The sequence below is a fragment of the Actinocrinis sp. genome, assembly GCF_035938995.1.
Taxonomy (GTDB): domain Bacteria; phylum Actinomycetota; class Actinomycetes; order Streptomycetales; family Catenulisporaceae; genus DASZGI01.
Genome location: NZ_DASZGI010000320.1, coordinates 23631 through 40810, shown reverse-complemented (window position 1 = coordinate 40810; position 17180 = coordinate 23631). Strand labels below are relative to the sequence as shown.

Below are 17180 nucleotides of genomic sequence, written 5' to 3'. Positions count from 1 at the left end.
GCACTCTCACCGGTCGAAGTGGCGCCGCTCGCTGACGCGGCAGCGGCGCCAGCCGACGCAGCAGCAGCACCGTTGGCCGAATCGTTGTCCGGCGTACCCGGACTAGAGCTGGACAAGTTCTCGTGCACGCTACGATTATGTATTTGTACAGACGTTGCACAAAATAGAGGGGGCTGTGCATGTCGACGGCAACACTCATCGGCCTGGCCGCCGGTGCCTTGACGACCACGTCGTGGCTGCCGCAGGTGATCCGGGCCTTTCGCACCCGTTCCACCAAGGACTTCGCGTGGAGCTGGTTCGCCATGTTCGGGACCGGCGTCGGCGGCTGGCTCATCTATGGGATCATCGCCGCGGCGCCTTCGGTCATCGCCGCGAACGCGCTGACGCTCGCTCTCCTCCTCGGACTGGCCTGGCTAAAGCTCCGCCACAGCACCGCCGCAGGCGAGCACCCGGACGTCCGCCACGCCGACGAAACCCGCCGCCAGAAGCGCCAGAACCGCAGCCCGGCGCATATTCCGGCGCCGTAACCGAATCGCAACGCCTGGGTTCACTAGTTTCCAAGGACCCCGGCAATAACCTCCGGTGCAACGTCAACGTGGACGCTCCGCCAGGAGGCTGAGATGAGTTCGGGCGCAGAAAGACCAGGTCCGCCCACGCGCGCGGCCACACCGCTGATCTCCCCGATGCGGGTCGTCGCGGCGGTGTGCGTCGTCGCTCCTTTCGTCGCGATGCTGTGGATCCCGTCGTACAACACGGAGAACCCGCGGCTGCTTGGCTTCCCGTTCTTCTACTGGTACCAGCTGCTCTGGGTTGTGATCACGGCCGCGCTGATGATCGTCGCCGTCTTCGCGGTGAAGTTTGACCGGACAGCGCGCCGCGGGGCCGACCGCTCCGGAGGCACCGGCGGCACCGGCGGCTCCACAGGTGCCTCCGGAGGCACAGCCGGCACGCCGAGCGGGGAGGAGTCGCGATGATCCTCGCCGCGAGTACCGGAAAGGCGGTCAACGGCGTCGAGCTCGGCGTCGTGATCTTCTTCTTCCTCGTGGTCGCCGCGCTCGGCTTCCTCGCCGCGCGCTGGCGCCGCAGCAGCGACCACAAGCACATCAACGAATGGGGCCTGGGCGGGCGCTCCTTCGGCGGCTTCGTCACCTGGTTCCTGCTCGGCGGCGACCTCTACACCGCCTACACCTTCGTCGCGGTCCCGGCCGCCCTGTTCGCGGGCGGCGCGCTCGGCTTCTTCGCGGTGCCGTACACGATCATGGTGTGGCCGCTGGTCTTCATCTTCCTTCCGCGCCTATGGTCGGTGTCCCGCAAGCACGGCTACGTGACCCCGGCCGACTTCGTGAAGAACCGGCACGGCTCGAAGTCCCTGTCCCTCGCGGTCGCCCTGACCGGCATCGTGGCGACGATGCCGTACATCGCGCTGCAGCTGGTCGGCATCCAGGCCTGCCTGGACGTGATCGGCATCGGCGGCAACGGCTCGACCTTCGCCAAGGACCTGCCGCTCTTCATCGCGTTCGCCGTCCTGGCCGCCTACACCTATACCTCGGGCCTGCGCGCGCCCGCGCTGATCGCGTTCGTCAAGGACGCGCTGATCTACCTCACCGTCATCGTCGCCATCGTCTACATCCCGACCCGGATCGGCGGCGGCTGGACGCACATCTTCGACGCCGCCCAGTCCCGGCTGACCACTCCGAACCCGACCACGCACAAGCCGGCCGGTTCGATCCTGCTGGCCAAGGGCAATGCACTGCCCTACGCCACGCTCGCCATCGGTTCCGCGATGGCGCTGTTCATGTACCCGCACGCGCAGGTGGGCGTCTTGGCCACCAAGAGCCGGAACACGGTGCGCCGCAACCTCGCCGCGCTCACCGCGTACTCGCTCGTGCTCGGCCTGATCGCGCTGCTCAGCTATATGGCCATCGCCGCGGGCTTCACCACCAAGTCCCTCGGCAACAACAACCAGCACGCGGTGCCGGCCCTGTTCGACTGGGCGTTCCCGTCCTGGTTCGCCGGGGTGGCGTTCTCCGCCGTGGCCATCGGCGCGCTGGTCCCGGCCGCGATCATGTCGATCGCCTCCGCGAACCTGTTCACCCGCAACGTGTGGCTCGACTTCGTCAATCCGAACGCCACGCCGCAGCAGCAGACGCAGGTCGCGCAGCTGGTCTCGCTGGTGGTCAAGTTCGGCGCGCTGGCCTTCGTGCTGGGCTTGGACGCGACCAGCGCGATCAACTTCCAGCTCCTGGGCGGGGTGTTGATCCTGCAGACGTTCCCGGCGATCGTGTTCGGGCTCTACACCCGCTGGTTCCACCGCTGGGGGCTGCTGCTCGGCTGGGCGGCGGGCATCGGCTACGGCGCCGTGGTCGCCTGGCAACAGTCCTCGGCCACCCAGCACCACTTCGCCAGCCAGGTCGCGCAGATCCCGTGGACGCACCAGAAGGCGTACATCGCCGCCACCGCCCTGGTGCTCAACCTCGTGGTCACGGTCGCCGCGACACTCGTCTTGCGCGCGGTTAAGGCACCCGCGGGCGCGGACAACACGTCGGAGGCCGACTACAGCCACGAGGGTGGCGAGGGCGAGATGCCGGAGATCACGCCGGTCGCCGTCTGAACCCTGTGAGTGGCCACATGGCCCCCATTCCACGCCCGATGCGAGGATGGGGGCCATGGACGTGCAAGTGCGCGAAGCGCGCGAGGATGAACTGGACGAGATCGGCGCGCTGACGGCCGAGGTCTACGAAGAGTTCGTCGGACCCGACTATCTGGCCGTGCTCCGCGACGCGCGCTCGCGCTGGCAGGCCCCGGCGACCACCACCTTCGTCGCACTCGACGGCGGCACGGACGGCCTGCCGGGGCGTCAACTCCTGGGAGCGGTCGTCTACGCCGGACCGGGCTCACCGTGGCGGGACATCGCGGACGGCGAGCAAGAGGCCGAGTTCCGAATGCTCGGTGTGCTGGAATCCGCCCGCGGACGCGGAGTCGGCGAAGCGCTGGTACAGGCATGCGTGCAGCGGGCCCGAGCCGAAGGGCGTGCCCGGCTGGTGCTGTCCACCGCTCCGGAGCTGAAGGCGGCGCATCGGCTCTACGAGCGCCTCGGGTTCACCCGGGCCGAGCACCGGGACTGGATGCCGACGTCCCAGATCAGTCTGCTGGCTTACGAGTTGGGGCTGGTATGACCATGACATCCGTCTACTGCGGCCAGTGCGGGAAGCCTGCGGACGACGCCACCGCGCACGACGCCACCACGGACGACACCACCGCGCACGAGCGCTGCGCGGCCCGCGCTGAGCTCGAGCCGCCGCGTTACTGCACCCAGTGCGCGCGCCGCATGGTGGTTCAGATCGTCCCCACTGGCTGGACCGCCCGCTGCTCCGAGCACGGCCTGTTACAGAGCACTTAGCGCTCAAGAGCTACAGCACCCGTCTAAAAGACAAGAGCTGCAACACCCTAAAAATACTTATCTGACGGACAGCTCAACCGAGCACCGCGATGACGTCGCCCTCCTGGATGACGTCGCCCGGAGCCACGTGGATCTCGGAGATCGTCCCGGCGGTCTCGCACAGCACCGGGATCTCCATCTTCATGGACTCCAGCAGAACCAGCGGGGCGCCCGCTTCGACCCGGTCGCCGACCTTGACGTTCACCTCGGCGACGTTGGCGACCATCTCGGCGTGTACGACCTCGGTCATCTCTGCGGCCCCTCTCCATGTGGCTCGCGCTCCCTCATGCTTCCACACGGGCGGCCGGGGGCACCGTCGCCGCGCGCCAATCTTTGCCGCCACCGGTTGTATGCCGACTTATATGCCGACGTACCGCCACGTCCCGTGCCGTCCCGTCCCGTCCAGCCAGGCTACGGGCGGGCCGCCTTGACGACCCGGGCCAGCGATTCGACGACACGCGGGTCATACTCCACACCGGTGCCCAGCCGGATGCGCCGCACCGCGGCGAGACGCCGGTCCGGGTCCAGCGCGCTACCGACCATGTCGTCGAACGCGTTGGCGGCCCGGAGGATGGAGCCCGCCAAATGCACCGGTTCGCGCGCCGTGGCCGCGGCGTATGGGTGCGCCTGGCTCTCCAGGATGTCGGCGACTCGGCTGAGCACGCCCGTCTGGCGCACCACATCCGCGCCGAGCATGGCCACCGAGGCGGCCCGCTCCGGCTCGATCTGCACGGTGGCGCCGCCGGGGATCGGGTCGGTGAGCGAGAGCTGGCCGATGTCGTGCAGCAGGGCGGCGTACTCGAGGTCGAGCAGTTCGCCCCCGGGCAGCGCCAAGTCCCGGCCGATCGCCAGCGCCAGATGACAGACCCGGCGGGCGTGGCCGGGCGCGGTGTAGCCCGCGAGGTCGGTCACCTGCGACAGTGCTCTGATCGTCTGCTGATACGTGGCGCTGATCGCCGCGTAGCGGTGCAGTGAGCGCTGCACGACCAGAACCGGCGCCATGACCAGCGGCAACGCCCAGAGGGCGAGGGGCATGGCCGCAAGCGCGGTCGCAGTGCCGAACAGCACGACCGTCGGGCAGACCCGGTCCGCGGTGCGGCACTCGCCCAGCAGGCCTTCGCCGACCGCGTGCCAGGTCAGGCGGCCGCGGACGGGCTCTTCCAGCCCGGCTGGCCCGAGCAGCGCCAGCAGCACCCCGAGCAGATGACTGACGATCATCGTGACCAGCGCGACAGCGCTGAGCACGAGGGTGAGCAGCGCGACCTGGTGATGGTGGGCCAGGCTCGGCACGGTCCTGTTCAGCAGCCAGCCGCGGTACGCGACCGCCGCGAGCGCCGCGGTCAAGACGCGCCGGGCAAGGTAACCCGGCTGCGGCGGCCGACCCGCGTACGCCTGGATCGAGATTCCTACCAGCGTCGCAGCCGCGACCACTGTGACGACCTCGACCGCCGGATAGGTCGCCGCCACGTGTCCAAGCTTGAAGCACAGCAGGTATCCGAGCGTCGCTGTCTCGGCGATGGGCGCCGAGTCCCGGCCGCCGGGCAGCGCGACCCGCACCGCCTCACCGAGCGCGATCACCAGGCCGAACACGACGGCGGCCCACGCCTGGACCACACCGCCGCGGGCAAGCTCGACCGCCGCCGCGAGCGCAACGGCCCCGGCGACGCACGACAGCAGGGTCGGCGGGCCGACGGTCCTGTGCGGCCCGGTCACCCGGTCACCCGGGCGTCTGCCGGTCGGCGGGCAGGCTCACCACGGCGCGCGACGGGACCGTGAACGCCGGGTCGTCGTGGTCGTAATCGTCACGGCCGTAGCTATCCCGGCCGTCGTCATCCCGGCCGTAACCGTCACGACCGTAGCCATCACAGCTGTAGTTGTCACAGCCGTAGCCATCGCGCGCGTACTCGCCCGCCTCGGGCACCGGCACCAGCACGGTCCCCAGCACCGACCCCGACCCCGACCCCGGCATCGTCCCGTCCCCAGTCCATGGCTCGCCGCGAGCCACCGCCTCGCGCATGGCCACCTCCAGCGCGTTCACGATGGTGGGGTCGAACTGGGTGCCCGCGCACAGCCGCAACTCGTCCAGCGCCTCCTCGACCGGACGGGCGGCCCGGTAGGAGCGGGTCGAGGTCATGGAGTCGAACGCGTCGGCCACCGCGATGATCCGAGCGAACTTCGGGATCCGCTCCCCGGCCAGCCCGCTGGGGTAGCCGAGGCCGTCCATCCGCTCGTGGTGGTGCAGGATCGCGGCGTAGGCCTCGTTGAGGAACGCGATGTCGCGCACCGCGTCCACCCCGCGCACCGGGTGCAGCCGGATGGCCGCCGCCTCCTCGGCGTCGAGCGGACCGGTCTTGCGCAGCAGCCGGGTCGGCACGCCGAGCTTGCCCACGTCGTGCAGGATCGCGGCGTAGCACAGTATGGCGATCCGGTCCTCGCTCAGCGCGAGCCGCCGCGCGATCAGCTCGCTGACTTTGGCGACGCGCTCGCTGTGCCCGCGGGTGTAAAGGTCCTTAATCTCTACGGCCTGCACAAGGGCGCGGATGGTCGCGTCGTGCGCGGCGCGCTGGCCGATGTACTGCGCCACCGCCCAGTGGGTGGTGCGCAGCGGGCCGATCAGCACGAGCGCCGACATCACCGGGTACCGGTTGTCCCAGAGCACCGCGGAGAGCAGGCCGACGAAGCCGTACGCGAGGTTGCGCGGGAACGAGCCGCGCAGCAGGTCGCACAGCGCCGACTTCCAGCCGACGACGCCGCCGGCGACCGACAGCGCCGCGGTCATGAGGGCCGGGACGGCAGCCAGGGCGAGGGTGGCGGCGCCTATCGGAGGCAGCGCCCGCGGGAAGTCCATCGTCACCAGGGTGCGCGAGCCGTGCAGCGCCTGGTAGACCGCGCTCCCAGCGGCCGGGGCGATCACCGAGCAGGCGATCACGAACACCAGCCGGGCCGTCGGCACCCGCCGGAACACCAGGAAGAGCGCTCCCACCGCACCGACGGCGACCGCCGCACCCGGCGGCAGCAGGATGACGGCGGTGAGCAGAATCGCGACCGACGCCGAGGCTGACTGGCTCTCGCTCAGGAGTGGCAGGTCCGCGGTGACCACGATGATCGCCTGGAGAGCCGCAAGCACACCGAACACGAGCAGGGGGACGTGGTGCCAGGGTGTGCCGGGCACGCTCGCGGCCGCGGCGGCGACAGCGGTGAGCGCCGCGGCGGTGACGACGTTGCGTGCCCGCGCCGGCATCCGGACACGCACGGCCGGAATCACAGACCCCGAGTATGCCGTATCAGACGCCGCATCCAAAGAGGACACAGCGCCCGAATCCACGCGTGGCAGGATCATGCGAACCCGCTCAGCAGTGCACGTGCTCACCGCGCCTGAATCCACGGTGAAAGCCGAGGTGGGCGCGTTGCTCAGGCCCATCCACCGGGAAAGCCCGGCTATTCCGGCGCGTCTCGCGCGCCAATCGAGCACCGTCATTGCCGCAACCCCTCCGCACCGGGGTACCTCGTGGGCCCCGCGCCGGGATCCGCACACCCGGCTCACGAGTCCAACGAGTCAATCGTGCCTCAGGATGCGCCCTTGTGGAGAGGTTTCGCGGCGCCGAATTCAATCCGCCGCTCGAAAGTGTGAATCAACCCGGCAAATCGGACAAATAGTAAGCCGGGAAGACTCACCACCAGTAAGCTTTCGAATACTCGGCGTCAGTCGGCGCCCATCAGTGGTATGAACCAGTACCAACCACTGGTCAGTATCAACCAGTGACCAGTGCCAATCAGTGGCCAGTATCAACCAGTGGTCAGCGCGGTCTCCATCAACCAGTGGTCTGCGCGGTCTCCGCGCCGATCTCCGCCTTCACCTGGCGGATCTTCGACAGGATCTTGTCGCGCAGCTGGGCCGGCGCGTGGTCGCAGCCGCAGCTGCGCTGCACCAGGGCCTTGACGGCCTGCTCGAGGCCGTACTCCTCGAGGCAGGGCGCGCACTCGTCGAGGTGCTGCTGGATCGTCGCGCAGTCGTCATCGGCCATCTCGTGGTCGATGTACTCGTAGATCCGGTCGAGCACCGACGAACAGTCGGTCTCGTGCGGATTCCCGCAGCTCATGCCGTCGCCGCCTTTCCCACATCACGCGTCTCACCAGCGGGCGCGTCACCGTCCTGGTCCCCGTGGAACCCGCGCTGGTCCGCGTAGTCGGCGAGCAGTTCCCGCAACTGCCGGCGGCCGCGGTGCAGACGGGACATCACCGTGCCGATGGGCGTGCCCATGATGTCGGCGATCTCTTTGTAGGGAAAGCCCTCCACGTCCGCGAGGTAGACCGCGATGCGGAAGTCCTCGCCGATCGCCTGGAGCGCCGCCTTGACGTCCGAGTCGGGCAGGTGGTCCAGCGCCTCCACCTCCGCCGAGCGCAGCCCGGAGGAGCTGTGCGACTCGGCCCGGTGCAGCTGCCAGTCCTCGATCTCGTCGGTGCCCGACGACAGCGGCTCGCGCTGCTTCTTGCGGTAGCCGTTGATGAACGTGTTGGTGAGGATGCGGTACATCCACGCCTTCAGGTTCGTTCCCGGCTTGAACTGGTGGAACGACGCATAAGCCTTCGCGTAAGTCTCCTGGACCAGGTCCTCGGCATCGGCCGGGTTGCGGGTCATCCGCAGGGCGGCCGAGTAGAGGGCGTCCAGGAACGGCATCGCGTCGCGCTCGAACCGGGCGTCCCGCTGCTCGGGAGTCTCCGGTTCCTGCGCGGTCTGCGCCGCGTCGGCGGCAGTGCCCACCGTGTTACCCACCTCCGTGATCGGCTCCGGCTCGAAGAGCAGCCGGACTCCCCCCGAGAATAGCCGCCGGGGCACGGATGAAACGATCGGGGCGGGCAGCGGGGTGAAGCCCTCGTCTCGATCGGCGGAAGTGGAGATCGTTGCCATCACACCACTTCAAAACAGCACCCCCGCCCCATGCATTCCCGTCTGCCCGTTTCCGGCCCGCGGCCCGGCAATCCCTTTGCCGCCCCGCACTAGGCTTGCCTCATGACGAATCCCACCAGCCTGTGGCCGGCGCCGACAAGTGACGGCCCGGTGGACGCCGTGGTGGCCGTTCCCGGGTCCAAGTCCGTGACGAACCGGGCGCTGCTGCTCGCGGCGCTGGCCGACGGTCCCTCGACGCTGCGCCGCCCGCTGCGCAGCCGGGACACCCTCCTGATGGCGGCGGCGCTGCGGGCGCTCGGCACCGGGATCGAGGACCTGCCGGACGGGTCGTGGCGGGTGACCCCGGCCGCGGGCGCTCTGACCGGGGACGTCTCCGTCGACGTGGGCAACGCGGGGACCGTCATGCGCTTCCTGCCGCCGGTCGCGGCGCTCGCCGCCGGAGCGGTGCGCTTCGACGGCGACCCCCGCTCCCACGAACGGCCGGTGCGGGCGCTGATCGAGGCGCTGCGGGCGCTGGGCGCGGACGTGGACGACTCGGGCCGTCCCGGGCACTTCCCGCTGAGCGTGCTCGGCCGCGGGCGGCTGGCCGGCGGGCTGGTGGAGATCGACTCGTCGGCCTCGTCCCAGTTCGTCTCCGCGCTGCTGCTGGTCGGCGCCCGGTTCGAGCGGGGCGTGGAAGTGCGGCACGTCGGCGACCGGCTGCCCAGCCTGCCGCACATCCAGATGACGGTGCAGATGCTGCGCGAGGCCGGGGTCACGGTGGACGACGACGAGCCAGAGCGCTGGGCCGTCGCGCCGGGTCCCATCCGGGCGCGGGACCTGACGATCGAGCCGGACCTGTCGAACGCCGCGCCGTTCTTGGCCGCGGCACTGGTGACCGGGGGGCGGGTCACCGTCCCGGACTGGCCCGAACACACCACCCAGCCGGGCGCCCGGCTGCGGGAGATCTTCACCCAGATGGGCGCGCGCTGCACGCTCGAGGCGGCCGGCCTGACCGTCGCCGGGGACGGCGGCGTGCACGGCGTGGACCTCGACCTGTCGAACGAGGCCGAACTGACCCCGACGATCGCCGCCGTGGCGGCGCTGGCCGACTCCCCCTCCCGGCTGCGCGGGATCGGGCACATCCGGCTGCACGAGACGGATCGCATCGCCGCGCTGGCCAAGGAGCTGGGCGGGCTCGGCGCGGACGTCATGGAGGGCCCGGACGAGCTGGTGATCAGCCCGCGGCCGCTGCACGGCGGGGAGTTCGCCACCTACGAGGACCACCGCCTCGCCACCGCCGCGGCCGTGATCGGCCTGGCCGTGGAAGGGGTGCTCGTCGAGAACGTCGCGACCACCGCCAAGACGCTGCCCGACTTCCCCGGCCGCTGGGCCGCGATGCTCGGCGGCGTTCCGTACACGGGTTCGGAGTACCGGGGGTGAGGCGCGCCGCCCGCCGGGTATCGACCCTCTCGGGAGATTCGACCGGTATGGAGCGAGAGTGCCGATAACGGTGGCGGCGTCGACAGCGGTGCCGAGAACGGTGGCGGCCCGGTGGTGAGGCGCGGCCGGGACTTCGACGAGGACGACATCCGGATCCGGGCCAATCCGCGCGGTTCGCGGCCGCGCAGCCGGCTGCGCCCCGGCCACGAGGACGCGGCCGACGCAATGGTCGTCGCGGTCGACCGGGGCCGCTACACCTGCCTGGTGTCAGACCGGGACGGCGAACACGAGGTCGTCGCGATGAAGGCGCGGGAGCTGGGCCGCAAGGGGGTCGTCATCGGCGACCGGGTGTCGCTGGTCGGCGATCTGCGCGGGGGGCCGGACGCGCTCGCCCGCGTCGTGCGGGTGCACCCGCGCTCGCACGTGCTGCGCCGCACCGCCGACGACACCGACCCGGTCGAGCGGGTCATCGTGGCGAACGCCGACCAGCTGGTGATCGTCACCGCGCTGGCCGACCCGCCGCCCCGGCCGCGGATGATCGACCGCTGCCTGGTCGCCGCGTACGACGCGGGGCTCACCCCGGTGCTCTGCCTGACCAAAGCGGACCTGGCCGACCCGGCGCCGCTGCTGGCCGCGTACGAGCCGCTCGGCGTGACCTCGATCGTGACGACCTCGTTGGCGGCCGAGTCCAGCGATCTGCGCCCGCTGCGAGAAGTGCTGGCCGGACGGATCAGCGTTATGGTCGGCCACTCCGGCGTGGGCAAGTCCACCCTGGTCAACCGGCTCGTCCCGGACGCCGACCGGACGATCGGCCGGGTCAACGACGTCACCGGGCGTGGGCGGCATACATCCTCCTCGGCGGTCGCGCTGCGCCTCCCCGACTACGCGCCGGCCGAGGGCGGACATTCGGGCCAGTGGGTCCAGCCGATACTTGTCGACGACGACCCGCAGCTCGGCGGCTGGGTGATCGACACGCCGGGGGTGCGCTCGTTCGGCCTCGCGCACGTAGGCCCCGACTCCGTCATCGCGGCTTTCCCCGACCTGACCGAGGTCATCGCGAACTGCCCGCGCGGCTGCACGCACGCCGCCGACGCGCCCGACTGCGCTCTCGACGCGTGGCTCGCCTCCTTCGCCCCCGAATCGCCCGAACGCGCCGTCGCGGTCGCCCGGGTGGACTCGGTGCGCCGCCTGCTGGCCGCGCTGAGTGAAAAGGACCGGGGCGACTGAGACTGGGGTGACTGGGGCCCGGGGCTACTGAGACCGGGGCGGCCAGGAGTGGGAGACGGACCACGGGCGCGCTTGGCCCGCGCCCCCGCCGCGCCCCTCCAGTCCCATCCGCACCAGCGGATTTACCTCCGGCAGAAGATTCATTTGCCGAATCTCGACAGCGGACTTTCAGCGGACATCTGCGAGCGGTTACCGGTTAATCCCATAGCGTGATGACACTCGGGCGCGACTTCGGTCGTCGTTTCCGCCTGCCCACGATCTGAAGAGGACCGACGGCATGACACTCGACCCGAAGTTGATCCATCAATCGTTCGCGCTGGTGGAGGACAGCGCCGAGAAGGTCACCGGTCACTTCTACGCCCTGCTGTTCCTGGAGGACCCGACGCTGCGGGACATGTTCCCGCCGATGATGGACACCCAGCGCGATCGGCTGCTGTCCGCGCTGGTCCAGGTGGTGCACCACGCCCACGAGCCCCACACGCTCGTCGACTACCTGCAGCAGCTCGGCCGCGATCACCGCAAGTTCGGGGTGCGGCCGGAGCACTACGACACCGTCGGCCGCTGCCTTATCGCCGCGATGAAGCGCTTCGCGCGGCCCGGCTGGACGGCGGAGATGGACGCCGCCTGGGGCGCCGCGTTCCAGCTGATCGCGGGCACGATGATCGGCGCCGCGCAGGAGGCTGCGAAGACCACGCCGGCCTCGTGGACCGGCCGGGTCGTCGAGCACCGCCGTCCGACCGCGTCGCTCGCGGTGTTCACCGTCGAGCCGGACCAGCCCTACCCGTTCAAGGCCGGTCAGTACGCTGCGATCGAGACGCTGCGCTGGCCGCGGATATGGCGCCAGTATTCGTTCGCGAACGCTCCGCGCGCCGACGGCCTGCTGACGTTCCACGTCCGGGCGGTCGGCGGGGGCTGGGTGTCCTCCGCGCTGGTGAATCACCTGCGGGTCGGCGACACGGTACGGTTGGGGCCCGCGGTCGGGAACCTGCGGTGCGACTCCAGCTCGATGGCGGACGTGCTTATGGTCGGCGGGGGCACCGGTATCGCGCCGCTGATGGCGATCGTGGAAGACATGGGCCGCTGGAACACCAGCCGCCGGGTCTCGTTCTTCTACGGCGTCAGGAAGTCCACGGACCTCTACGCGCTGCGCGCCCTCGAGCACCTGCGCGATCGGTGCCCGTGGCTGAGGATCGTGCCCTGTGTCTCTCATGAGCAGGGGTACCGCGGCGAGCAGGGGATGCTGCCGGACGTGCTGACCCGCCACGGCTCGGAGTGGGCCGACTGGGCCGGGCACGACGTACTGCTCTCCGGATCGGCTCCGATGATGCGGGCGACGCTGGCGCGCCTGGTCGAGCTGAATGTGCCGAGTGCGCGGATCAAGTTCGACGCGTTCAGCGAGCAGACCGACATCTACCTGGGCCTGAAGAAGATGGAGCGCGAGGAGCGACCGTCGCCCGCCCGCAAGGTGCTCACCTCGGGCCCGGGGGACCAGCCGCTACAGCAGGCTCCCGAACGGCTGCCCGAGCGGCACCCGGGCCGCCGCAATCAGGCGTCGAAGTCGAGCGCGACCTCGTCCGAGGTGGGCAGCGACTGGCAGGTGAGCACGAACCCCTCGATCTTCTCCTCGGGTTCGAGGGCGTAGTCGCGGGCCATCACCGCGGTGCCCTCGAGCAGGCGGGCGCGGCACGTCCCGCACACCCCGTCGGTGCACGCGTACGGCACGTCGGGCCGGTCGCGCATGACGGCCTCGAGCAGGTTGGCGTCGGCGGCGCGCAGTTCGCTGCGGGTGGTGCGGCCGCCGAGGGTGACTCGGATGTGCGCGACCACCGCGCCGCTCGCGTGCGCCCGCGCGTCGGCGTCCGGGCGGCTGGCCTTGGTGCCCTTCCCGCTGTCGAAGAGCTCGAACCTGACGTGCTCGGCGCCCAGCTCGGCCAGCACCGCCCGGGCGTCCTCGACCATGCCGAACGGACCGCACAGGTAGTAGGCCTCGCCGGGGCCCGCGCCGACCGCCTCAAGCAGCAGCGGCAGCTTTTGCCGGTCGATCCGGCCGGTCAGCAGCGGGACGCCGTGGTCCTCCCGGGACAGGACGTGCAGCACCTCGAAGCGGGGGCCGTAGCGGTCCTTGAGGTCCGCGAGCTCCTCGAGGAACATCACGTCGGCGGCCGTGCGGTTGCCGTAGAACAGCGCGACGCTGGTGTCCGGGCTCGACGACAGCGCGTCCTGCACGATGGCGAGGATCGGGGTGATGCCGCTGCCCGCCGCGATCGCGACGATCCGGTCGGGGCCGGTGTGGCCCACACCGGGCTGCGCGTGGAAGCCGCCGAGCGGGGTGAGCACGTCGAGCTCGTCGCCGGGCGCCAGCTTGCTCACGGCGTACTCGGCGAATCCGCCCGGACCGTGCCGCTTGACCGCGATCGCCAGCCGCTCCGGCAGTCCGCCGTGCCCGGGCGGCGGCGCGCAGAGCGAGTAGGAGCGGCGGATCTGGCCGGTGCCGTCGGGCGCCTCGTAGCGGACCGTGACGTGCTGCCCGGCCGCGTACCGGTACTCGGGCCGCAGCGGCTCGGGGACGGCGAACACCACGCGCACGGCTTCAGCGGTCAACGGCTCGACGGAGTCGACCTTGAGCCGGTGGAACCTCGCGGTCATCGGGCCGCCTTGATCGCCGGGAACGGCTCGCCGCACGAACCGCAGCGGCGCAGTTCCTGGCAGGGGGTCGCGCCGAACGCGCTGAGCAGAAGGGTCTCCTCGGCGCCGCAGCGGGGGCAGGTGACCCGGGTCGCGGTGGTCAGCTGGACGAGCACCGGTCCGCCGGTCGTCCGCGCGGGCGGTGGCGCGACGCCTTCAGCGGCGAGCTTGCGCCGGCCCTCCGGGGTGATGCGGTCGGGGGTCCACGGCGGGTCGAAGCAGTACTCGACGGCCACGTGCCGCCAGCCCACGTCGCGCAGTGCCGACTCGACGTCCCGCGCGATCACCTCGGTCGCCGGGCAGCCGAGGTACGTCGGGGTGAGCCGGACGTGGACGGAGTCCGGCGCGTCGGCTGTCACCTCGACCACGACACCGAGATCGCCGAGCGTGAGGTAGGGCATCTCGGGGTCGGGCACCGAGCGCACGACGTCGACGGCGGTCGGTTCGATGGCTGCTTCTTCGAGGGCGGCCGGGTTGTGCATGTTCATCATGGTCACCACGTCGCGCCGGGAAATGCCCGGTGCACCGACTGCATCTCCGCCAACAGATACCCCAGCGCCTCGGTGTGCAGGCCGGCGCGGCCGCCGGTGGGCCGCCAGGCCTCGGTCGGCGCCACCCCCAGCCCCGCCTCGCTCAGCACCGCCTCCACCTGCTCGGACCAGCGCGCCTGCAGGATCACCGGGTCAGGCGCGATGCCCTCCGCTGTCAGACCCTCGATCAGCTCGTCGACGGCGAACAGTTCCGCCGTGTACGGCCACAGCTCCGCCACCGCGGCCGAGGTGCGGTCGTGGCTCTCCTCGGTCCCGTCGCCCAGCCGCACGACCCATCCGGCGGCGTACTGGCGGTGGAAGGCGACCTCGTGCACTGCCTTGCCGGCGAACGCGGCGAGGTCGGGTTCGGCGCTGTGTTGCAGGGCGGTGTAGAGCACCCACTGATACGTCGAGAAGAACAGCAGCCTGACGACCGTGTGCGCGAAGTCGCTGTTAGGCAGCTCGGCGATCAGGGCATTGCGGTACTCGCGGTCGGTACGGCGGTAGGTCAGGTCGTCCTCGTCGCGGCCGGACGACTGTCCCGCGGACGTCAGCAGGAACCGCGCCTGGCCGACCAGGTCGAGCGCGATGTTCGCGAGGGCGACCTCCTCCTCGAGGTCGGGCGCGCGGGTCAGCCACTCGGTCAACCGGTGCGAGAGCACCAAGGCGTCGTCGCCCAGGCGCAGGGCGTACTGCTCGGCTGGCTTGGCGGCCACACGGGCCGCGTGGCTCTCGGTCACAGGTTCCGCACCCCCTCGGGGAGCCGGTAGAACGTCGGGTGGCGGTAGGCCTTGTCGGCGGCCGGCGCGAAGTAGGGGTCCTTCTCCTCGGGGCTGGACGCGCTGACCGCCGCGCCCGGCACCACCCAGATCGAGACTCCCTCGCCGCGCCGGGTGTACAGGTCCCGGGCCCGGCGCAGGGCGACTTCGGCGTCGTCCGCGTGCACAGAGCCCACGTGCTGGTGGGACAGGCCGCGCTTGGGTCGCACGAACACCTCCCACACCGGCGAGCCCTGTGTAGCACCCGGTGTAGTAGATGTGGCTTTACCCCCGGTAGAAGCGTTCATGCCGCTGCTCCATTCCCACGGTCACGATGCTTCTCCGCGTACGCCGCCGCGGCGGCCCGCACCCATGCCCCGTCCTTGTGGGCGGCCACGCGCCGGGCGATCCGCTGGCGGTTGCACGGCCCGTCGCCCGCGAGTACGGCCTCGAATTCGGACCAGTCGATCGGCCCGAACTCGTAGTGCTTCGTCTCAGAATTCCACGCCAGCAGCGGATCCGGAAGCGTGACGCCGAGCACTTCGGCCTGCGGCACGGTGATGTCGACGAAGCGCTGGCGCAGTTCGTCGTTGGTGTGCCGTTTGATCTTCCAGGCCGCGGAGCGCGGGGTGTGCGCGGAGTCGCTGTCCGGCGGTCCGAACATCATCAGGGACGGCCACCACCACCGGTCCACCGCGTCCTGCGCCATCGCGCGCTGCTCGGGGGTGCCGTGGGCCAGCGCGTAGAGCAGTTCGTAGCCCTGGCGCTGGTGGAAGGACTCCTCCTTGCAGATGCGCACCATCGCGCGGGCGTAGGGCCCGTACGAGCACCGGGTGAGCGGGATCTGGTTGACGATCGCCGCGCCGTCCACCAGCCAGCCGATGGCGCCGACGTCGGCCCAGGTCAGCGTGGGGTAGTTGAAGATCGAGGAGTAGCGCTGCCGCCCCTCGTGCAGAGCGTCGAGCAGCTCGGCGCGCGACACGCCGAGGGTCTCGGCGGCGGCGTAGAGGTAGAGGCCGTGGCCCGCCTCGTCCTGGACCTTGGCCAGCAGGATCGCCTTGCGCCGCAGGGACGGGGCGCGGGTGAGCCAGTTGCCCTCGGGCTGCATCCCGATGATCTCGGAGTGCGCGTGCTGGGCGATCTGGCGGACCAGGGTGGCGCGGTAGGCGTCGGGCATCCAGTCGCGCGGCTCGATGCGCTCGTCGGCGGCGATGAGCGCGTCGAAGCGGCCCTCGAGCGCGGCGCCGGCCGCCGCCTCGGTGCCGACCTCTTGCACCGTCATGATCCCGACCTCCCGACCGAACGTTCGGTTCGCTCCTCTGCTGACAGTGTGGCCCCCAGCCCCGACAGGCGTCAATGCCAGGGCACGCCGCACCGCCCGCCATGCCGCCAACCGGGTAGGTTGTTGAGCGTGACGGGCTATGACGACGACCTAAGGCTGGGGCACGTCCTCGCGGACCAGGCCGACTCGGTGACCATGCAGCGCTTCAAGGCGCTGGACCTGAAGGTGGAGACCAAACCGGACCTCACCCCGGTCAGCGACGCCGACAAGGCCACCGAGGAGCTGCTGCGCACCACCTTGGGCCGGTCGCGCCCGCGCGACGCGATCCTCGGCGAGGAGTACGGCGACACGCCCGGCAACTCCGGCGGGTCGGTGCGGCGGCGCTGGGTGATCGACCCGATCGACGGGACCAAGAACTACGTGCGCGGCGTGCCGGTCTGGGCCACCCTCATCGCGCTGATGGAGGGTCCGGCGGCGGTCGTCGGGGTGGTGTCCGCGCCCGCGCTGGGCCGCCGCTGGTGGGCGTCGAAGGGCGGCGGCGCGTACACCGGGCGGTCGCTGTCGTCGGCGAGCCGGCTCGCGGTGTCCCGAGTGCGCGCGCTCGAGGACGCCTCGTTCGCCTATTCCTCGGTGATCTCGTGGGAGGAGGACGGCAAGCTCGACGGCTTCCTCACGCTGGCCCGCTCGTGCTGGCGCACCCGCGCCTACGGCGACTTCTGGTCGCACATGATGGTCGCCGAGGGGTCGGTGGACCTGGCGGCCGAACCCGAGGTCTCGCTCTGGGACATGGCCGCGGTCGCGGTGATCGTCACCGAGGCGGGCGGCACGTTCACCTCGACCGAGGGCGACCCGTCACCCGGGGCCGGCTCCGCCTGCACGTCGAACGGGCTGCTGCACGACTCGCTGCTGGCGCACCTCGGGGGCTAAA

At 70.8% G+C, this 17180-nt stretch carries 19 protein-coding genes; 9 read left to right on the top strand and 10 right to left on the bottom strand.

All coding sequences use genetic code 11. From position 1 onward, the window contains the following. The first annotated feature begins 179 nt into the window (after positions 1-179). The 5 genes from VGZ32_RS22770 (at position 180) to VGZ32_RS22750 (ending at position 3400) form a co-directional block, all read left to right on the top strand. Positions 180-527 carry a SemiSWEET family sugar transporter gene (locus VGZ32_RS22770; protein ID WP_326888190.1) on the top strand — a complete coding sequence of 116 codons (348 nt, stop codon included), beginning with the start codon at positions 180-182 and terminating at the stop codon, positions 525-527. A gap of 93 nt (positions 528-620) precedes the next feature. Next, positions 621-974 (top strand): DUF3311 domain-containing protein, encoded by a 354-nt coding sequence (locus VGZ32_RS22765; protein ID WP_326888189.1) that lies wholly within the window; start codon positions 621-623, stop codon positions 972-974. Next, complete coding sequence (gene mctP / locus VGZ32_RS22760; protein WP_326888188.1) at positions 971-2611, top strand: monocarboxylate uptake permease MctP; 1641 nt, start codon at positions 971-973, stop codon at positions 2609-2611. Before VGZ32_RS22765 ends, mctP begins: the two co-directional genes overlap by 4 nt. Before the next feature lie 55 nt (positions 2612-2666). Further along, positions 2667-3176 carry a GNAT family N-acetyltransferase gene (locus VGZ32_RS22755; RefSeq protein WP_326888187.1) on the top strand — a complete coding sequence of 170 codons (510 nt, stop codon included), beginning with the start codon at positions 2667-2669 and terminating at the stop codon, positions 3174-3176. 2 nt (positions 3177-3178) lie between these two features. Then, positions 3179-3400, top strand: coding sequence for a hypothetical protein (locus tag VGZ32_RS22750; RefSeq protein WP_414642583.1), 222 nt, complete (start codon positions 3179-3181; stop codon positions 3398-3400). A gap of 73 nt (positions 3401-3473) precedes the next feature. On the opposite strand, the gene VGZ32_RS22745 is transcribed toward VGZ32_RS22750, so the two are convergent. The 5 genes from VGZ32_RS22745 to VGZ32_RS22725 all read right to left on the bottom strand — a co-directional run bounded on the left by VGZ32_RS22745 (position 3474) and on the right by VGZ32_RS22725 (position 8348). Further along, complete coding sequence (locus VGZ32_RS22745; RefSeq protein WP_326888185.1) at positions 3474-3689, bottom strand: biotin/lipoyl-binding carrier protein; 216 nt, start codon at positions 3687-3689, stop codon at positions 3474-3476. Between the two features lie 161 nt (positions 3690-3850). Then, positions 3851-5152, bottom strand: a complete 1302-nt coding sequence (locus VGZ32_RS22740) for an HD-GYP domain-containing protein (RefSeq protein WP_326888184.1) — start codon at positions 5150-5152, stop codon at positions 3851-3853. Positions 5153-5156: 4 nt separating this feature from the next. Then, a complete protein-coding gene (locus tag VGZ32_RS22735) occupies positions 5157-6692 on the bottom strand; it encodes an HD-GYP domain-containing protein (protein WP_326888183.1) in 1536 nt (511 codons plus the stop codon). A 559-nt stretch (positions 6693-7251) separates the two neighbouring features. Beyond that, positions 7252-7539, bottom strand: coding sequence for a mycothiol system anti-sigma-R factor (gene rsrA / locus VGZ32_RS22730; RefSeq protein ID WP_326888182.1), 288 nt, complete (start codon positions 7537-7539; stop codon positions 7252-7254). After that, a complete protein-coding gene (locus VGZ32_RS22725) occupies positions 7536-8348 on the bottom strand; it encodes a sigma-70 family RNA polymerase sigma factor (protein WP_326888181.1) in 813 nt (270 codons plus the stop codon). Before VGZ32_RS22725 ends, rsrA begins: the two co-directional genes overlap by 4 nt. A 102-nt stretch (positions 8349-8450) precedes the next feature. Here VGZ32_RS22725 and aroA point away from each other — a divergent pair, with 102 nt between their 5' ends. From aroA to VGZ32_RS22710, 3 genes are all read left to right on the top strand, one after another. Further along, a complete protein-coding gene (gene aroA, locus VGZ32_RS22720) occupies positions 8451-9770 on the top strand; it encodes a 3-phosphoshikimate 1-carboxyvinyltransferase (RefSeq protein WP_326888180.1) in 1320 nt (439 codons plus the stop codon). 111 nt (positions 9771-9881) lie between these two features. After that, a complete protein-coding gene (gene rsgA / locus VGZ32_RS22715) occupies positions 9882-10997 on the top strand; it encodes a ribosome small subunit-dependent GTPase A (RefSeq protein WP_326888179.1) in 1116 nt (371 codons plus the stop codon). A gap of 277 nt (positions 10998-11274) precedes the next feature. After that, positions 11275-12639: a globin domain-containing protein gene (locus VGZ32_RS22710; RefSeq protein WP_326888178.1), complete on the top strand. Its 1365-nt coding sequence runs from the start codon at positions 11275-11277 to the stop codon at positions 12637-12639. Here the strand turns inward: VGZ32_RS22710 and VGZ32_RS22705 are convergent. The 5 genes from VGZ32_RS22705 to paaA are packed head-to-tail and all read right to left on the bottom strand — an operon-like array spanning position 12543 to position 16252. Next, positions 12543-13643 carry a 2Fe-2S iron-sulfur cluster-binding protein gene (locus VGZ32_RS22705; RefSeq protein WP_326888177.1) on the bottom strand — a complete coding sequence of 367 codons (1101 nt, stop codon included), beginning with the start codon at positions 13641-13643 and terminating at the stop codon, positions 12543-12545. The two genes, VGZ32_RS22710 and VGZ32_RS22705, sit on opposite strands and share 97 nt — an antisense overlap. Continuing rightward, positions 13640-14164 (bottom strand): 1,2-phenylacetyl-CoA epoxidase subunit PaaD, encoded by a 525-nt coding sequence (gene paaD, locus VGZ32_RS22700; RefSeq protein ID WP_326888176.1) that lies wholly within the window; start codon positions 14162-14164, stop codon positions 13640-13642. The genes VGZ32_RS22705 and paaD overlap by 4 nt, the downstream gene beginning before the upstream one ends. Before the next feature lie 11 nt (positions 14165-14175). Next, positions 14176-14952 (bottom strand): 1,2-phenylacetyl-CoA epoxidase subunit PaaC, encoded by a 777-nt coding sequence (paaC, locus tag VGZ32_RS22695; protein WP_326888175.1) that lies wholly within the window; start codon positions 14950-14952, stop codon positions 14176-14178. Further along, a complete protein-coding gene (gene paaB, locus VGZ32_RS22690) occupies positions 14949-15278 on the bottom strand; it encodes a 1,2-phenylacetyl-CoA epoxidase subunit PaaB (RefSeq protein ID WP_326888174.1) in 330 nt (109 codons plus the stop codon). Before paaB ends, paaC begins: the two co-directional genes overlap by 4 nt. Then, the gene (paaA, locus tag VGZ32_RS22685) at positions 15275-16252 is read right to left on the bottom strand and encodes a 1,2-phenylacetyl-CoA epoxidase subunit PaaA (protein WP_326888173.1); all 978 of its coding nucleotides are present in this window, start codon (positions 16250-16252) and stop codon (positions 15275-15277) included. Before paaA ends, paaB begins: the two co-directional genes overlap by 4 nt. Before the next feature lie 129 nt (positions 16253-16381). Between paaA and hisN the strand changes: the two genes are divergently transcribed. After that, positions 16382-17179 (top strand): histidinol-phosphatase, encoded by a 798-nt coding sequence (gene hisN / locus VGZ32_RS22680; protein ID WP_326888172.1) that lies wholly within the window; start codon positions 16382-16384, stop codon positions 17177-17179. Position 17180 lies beyond the last annotated feature (1 nt).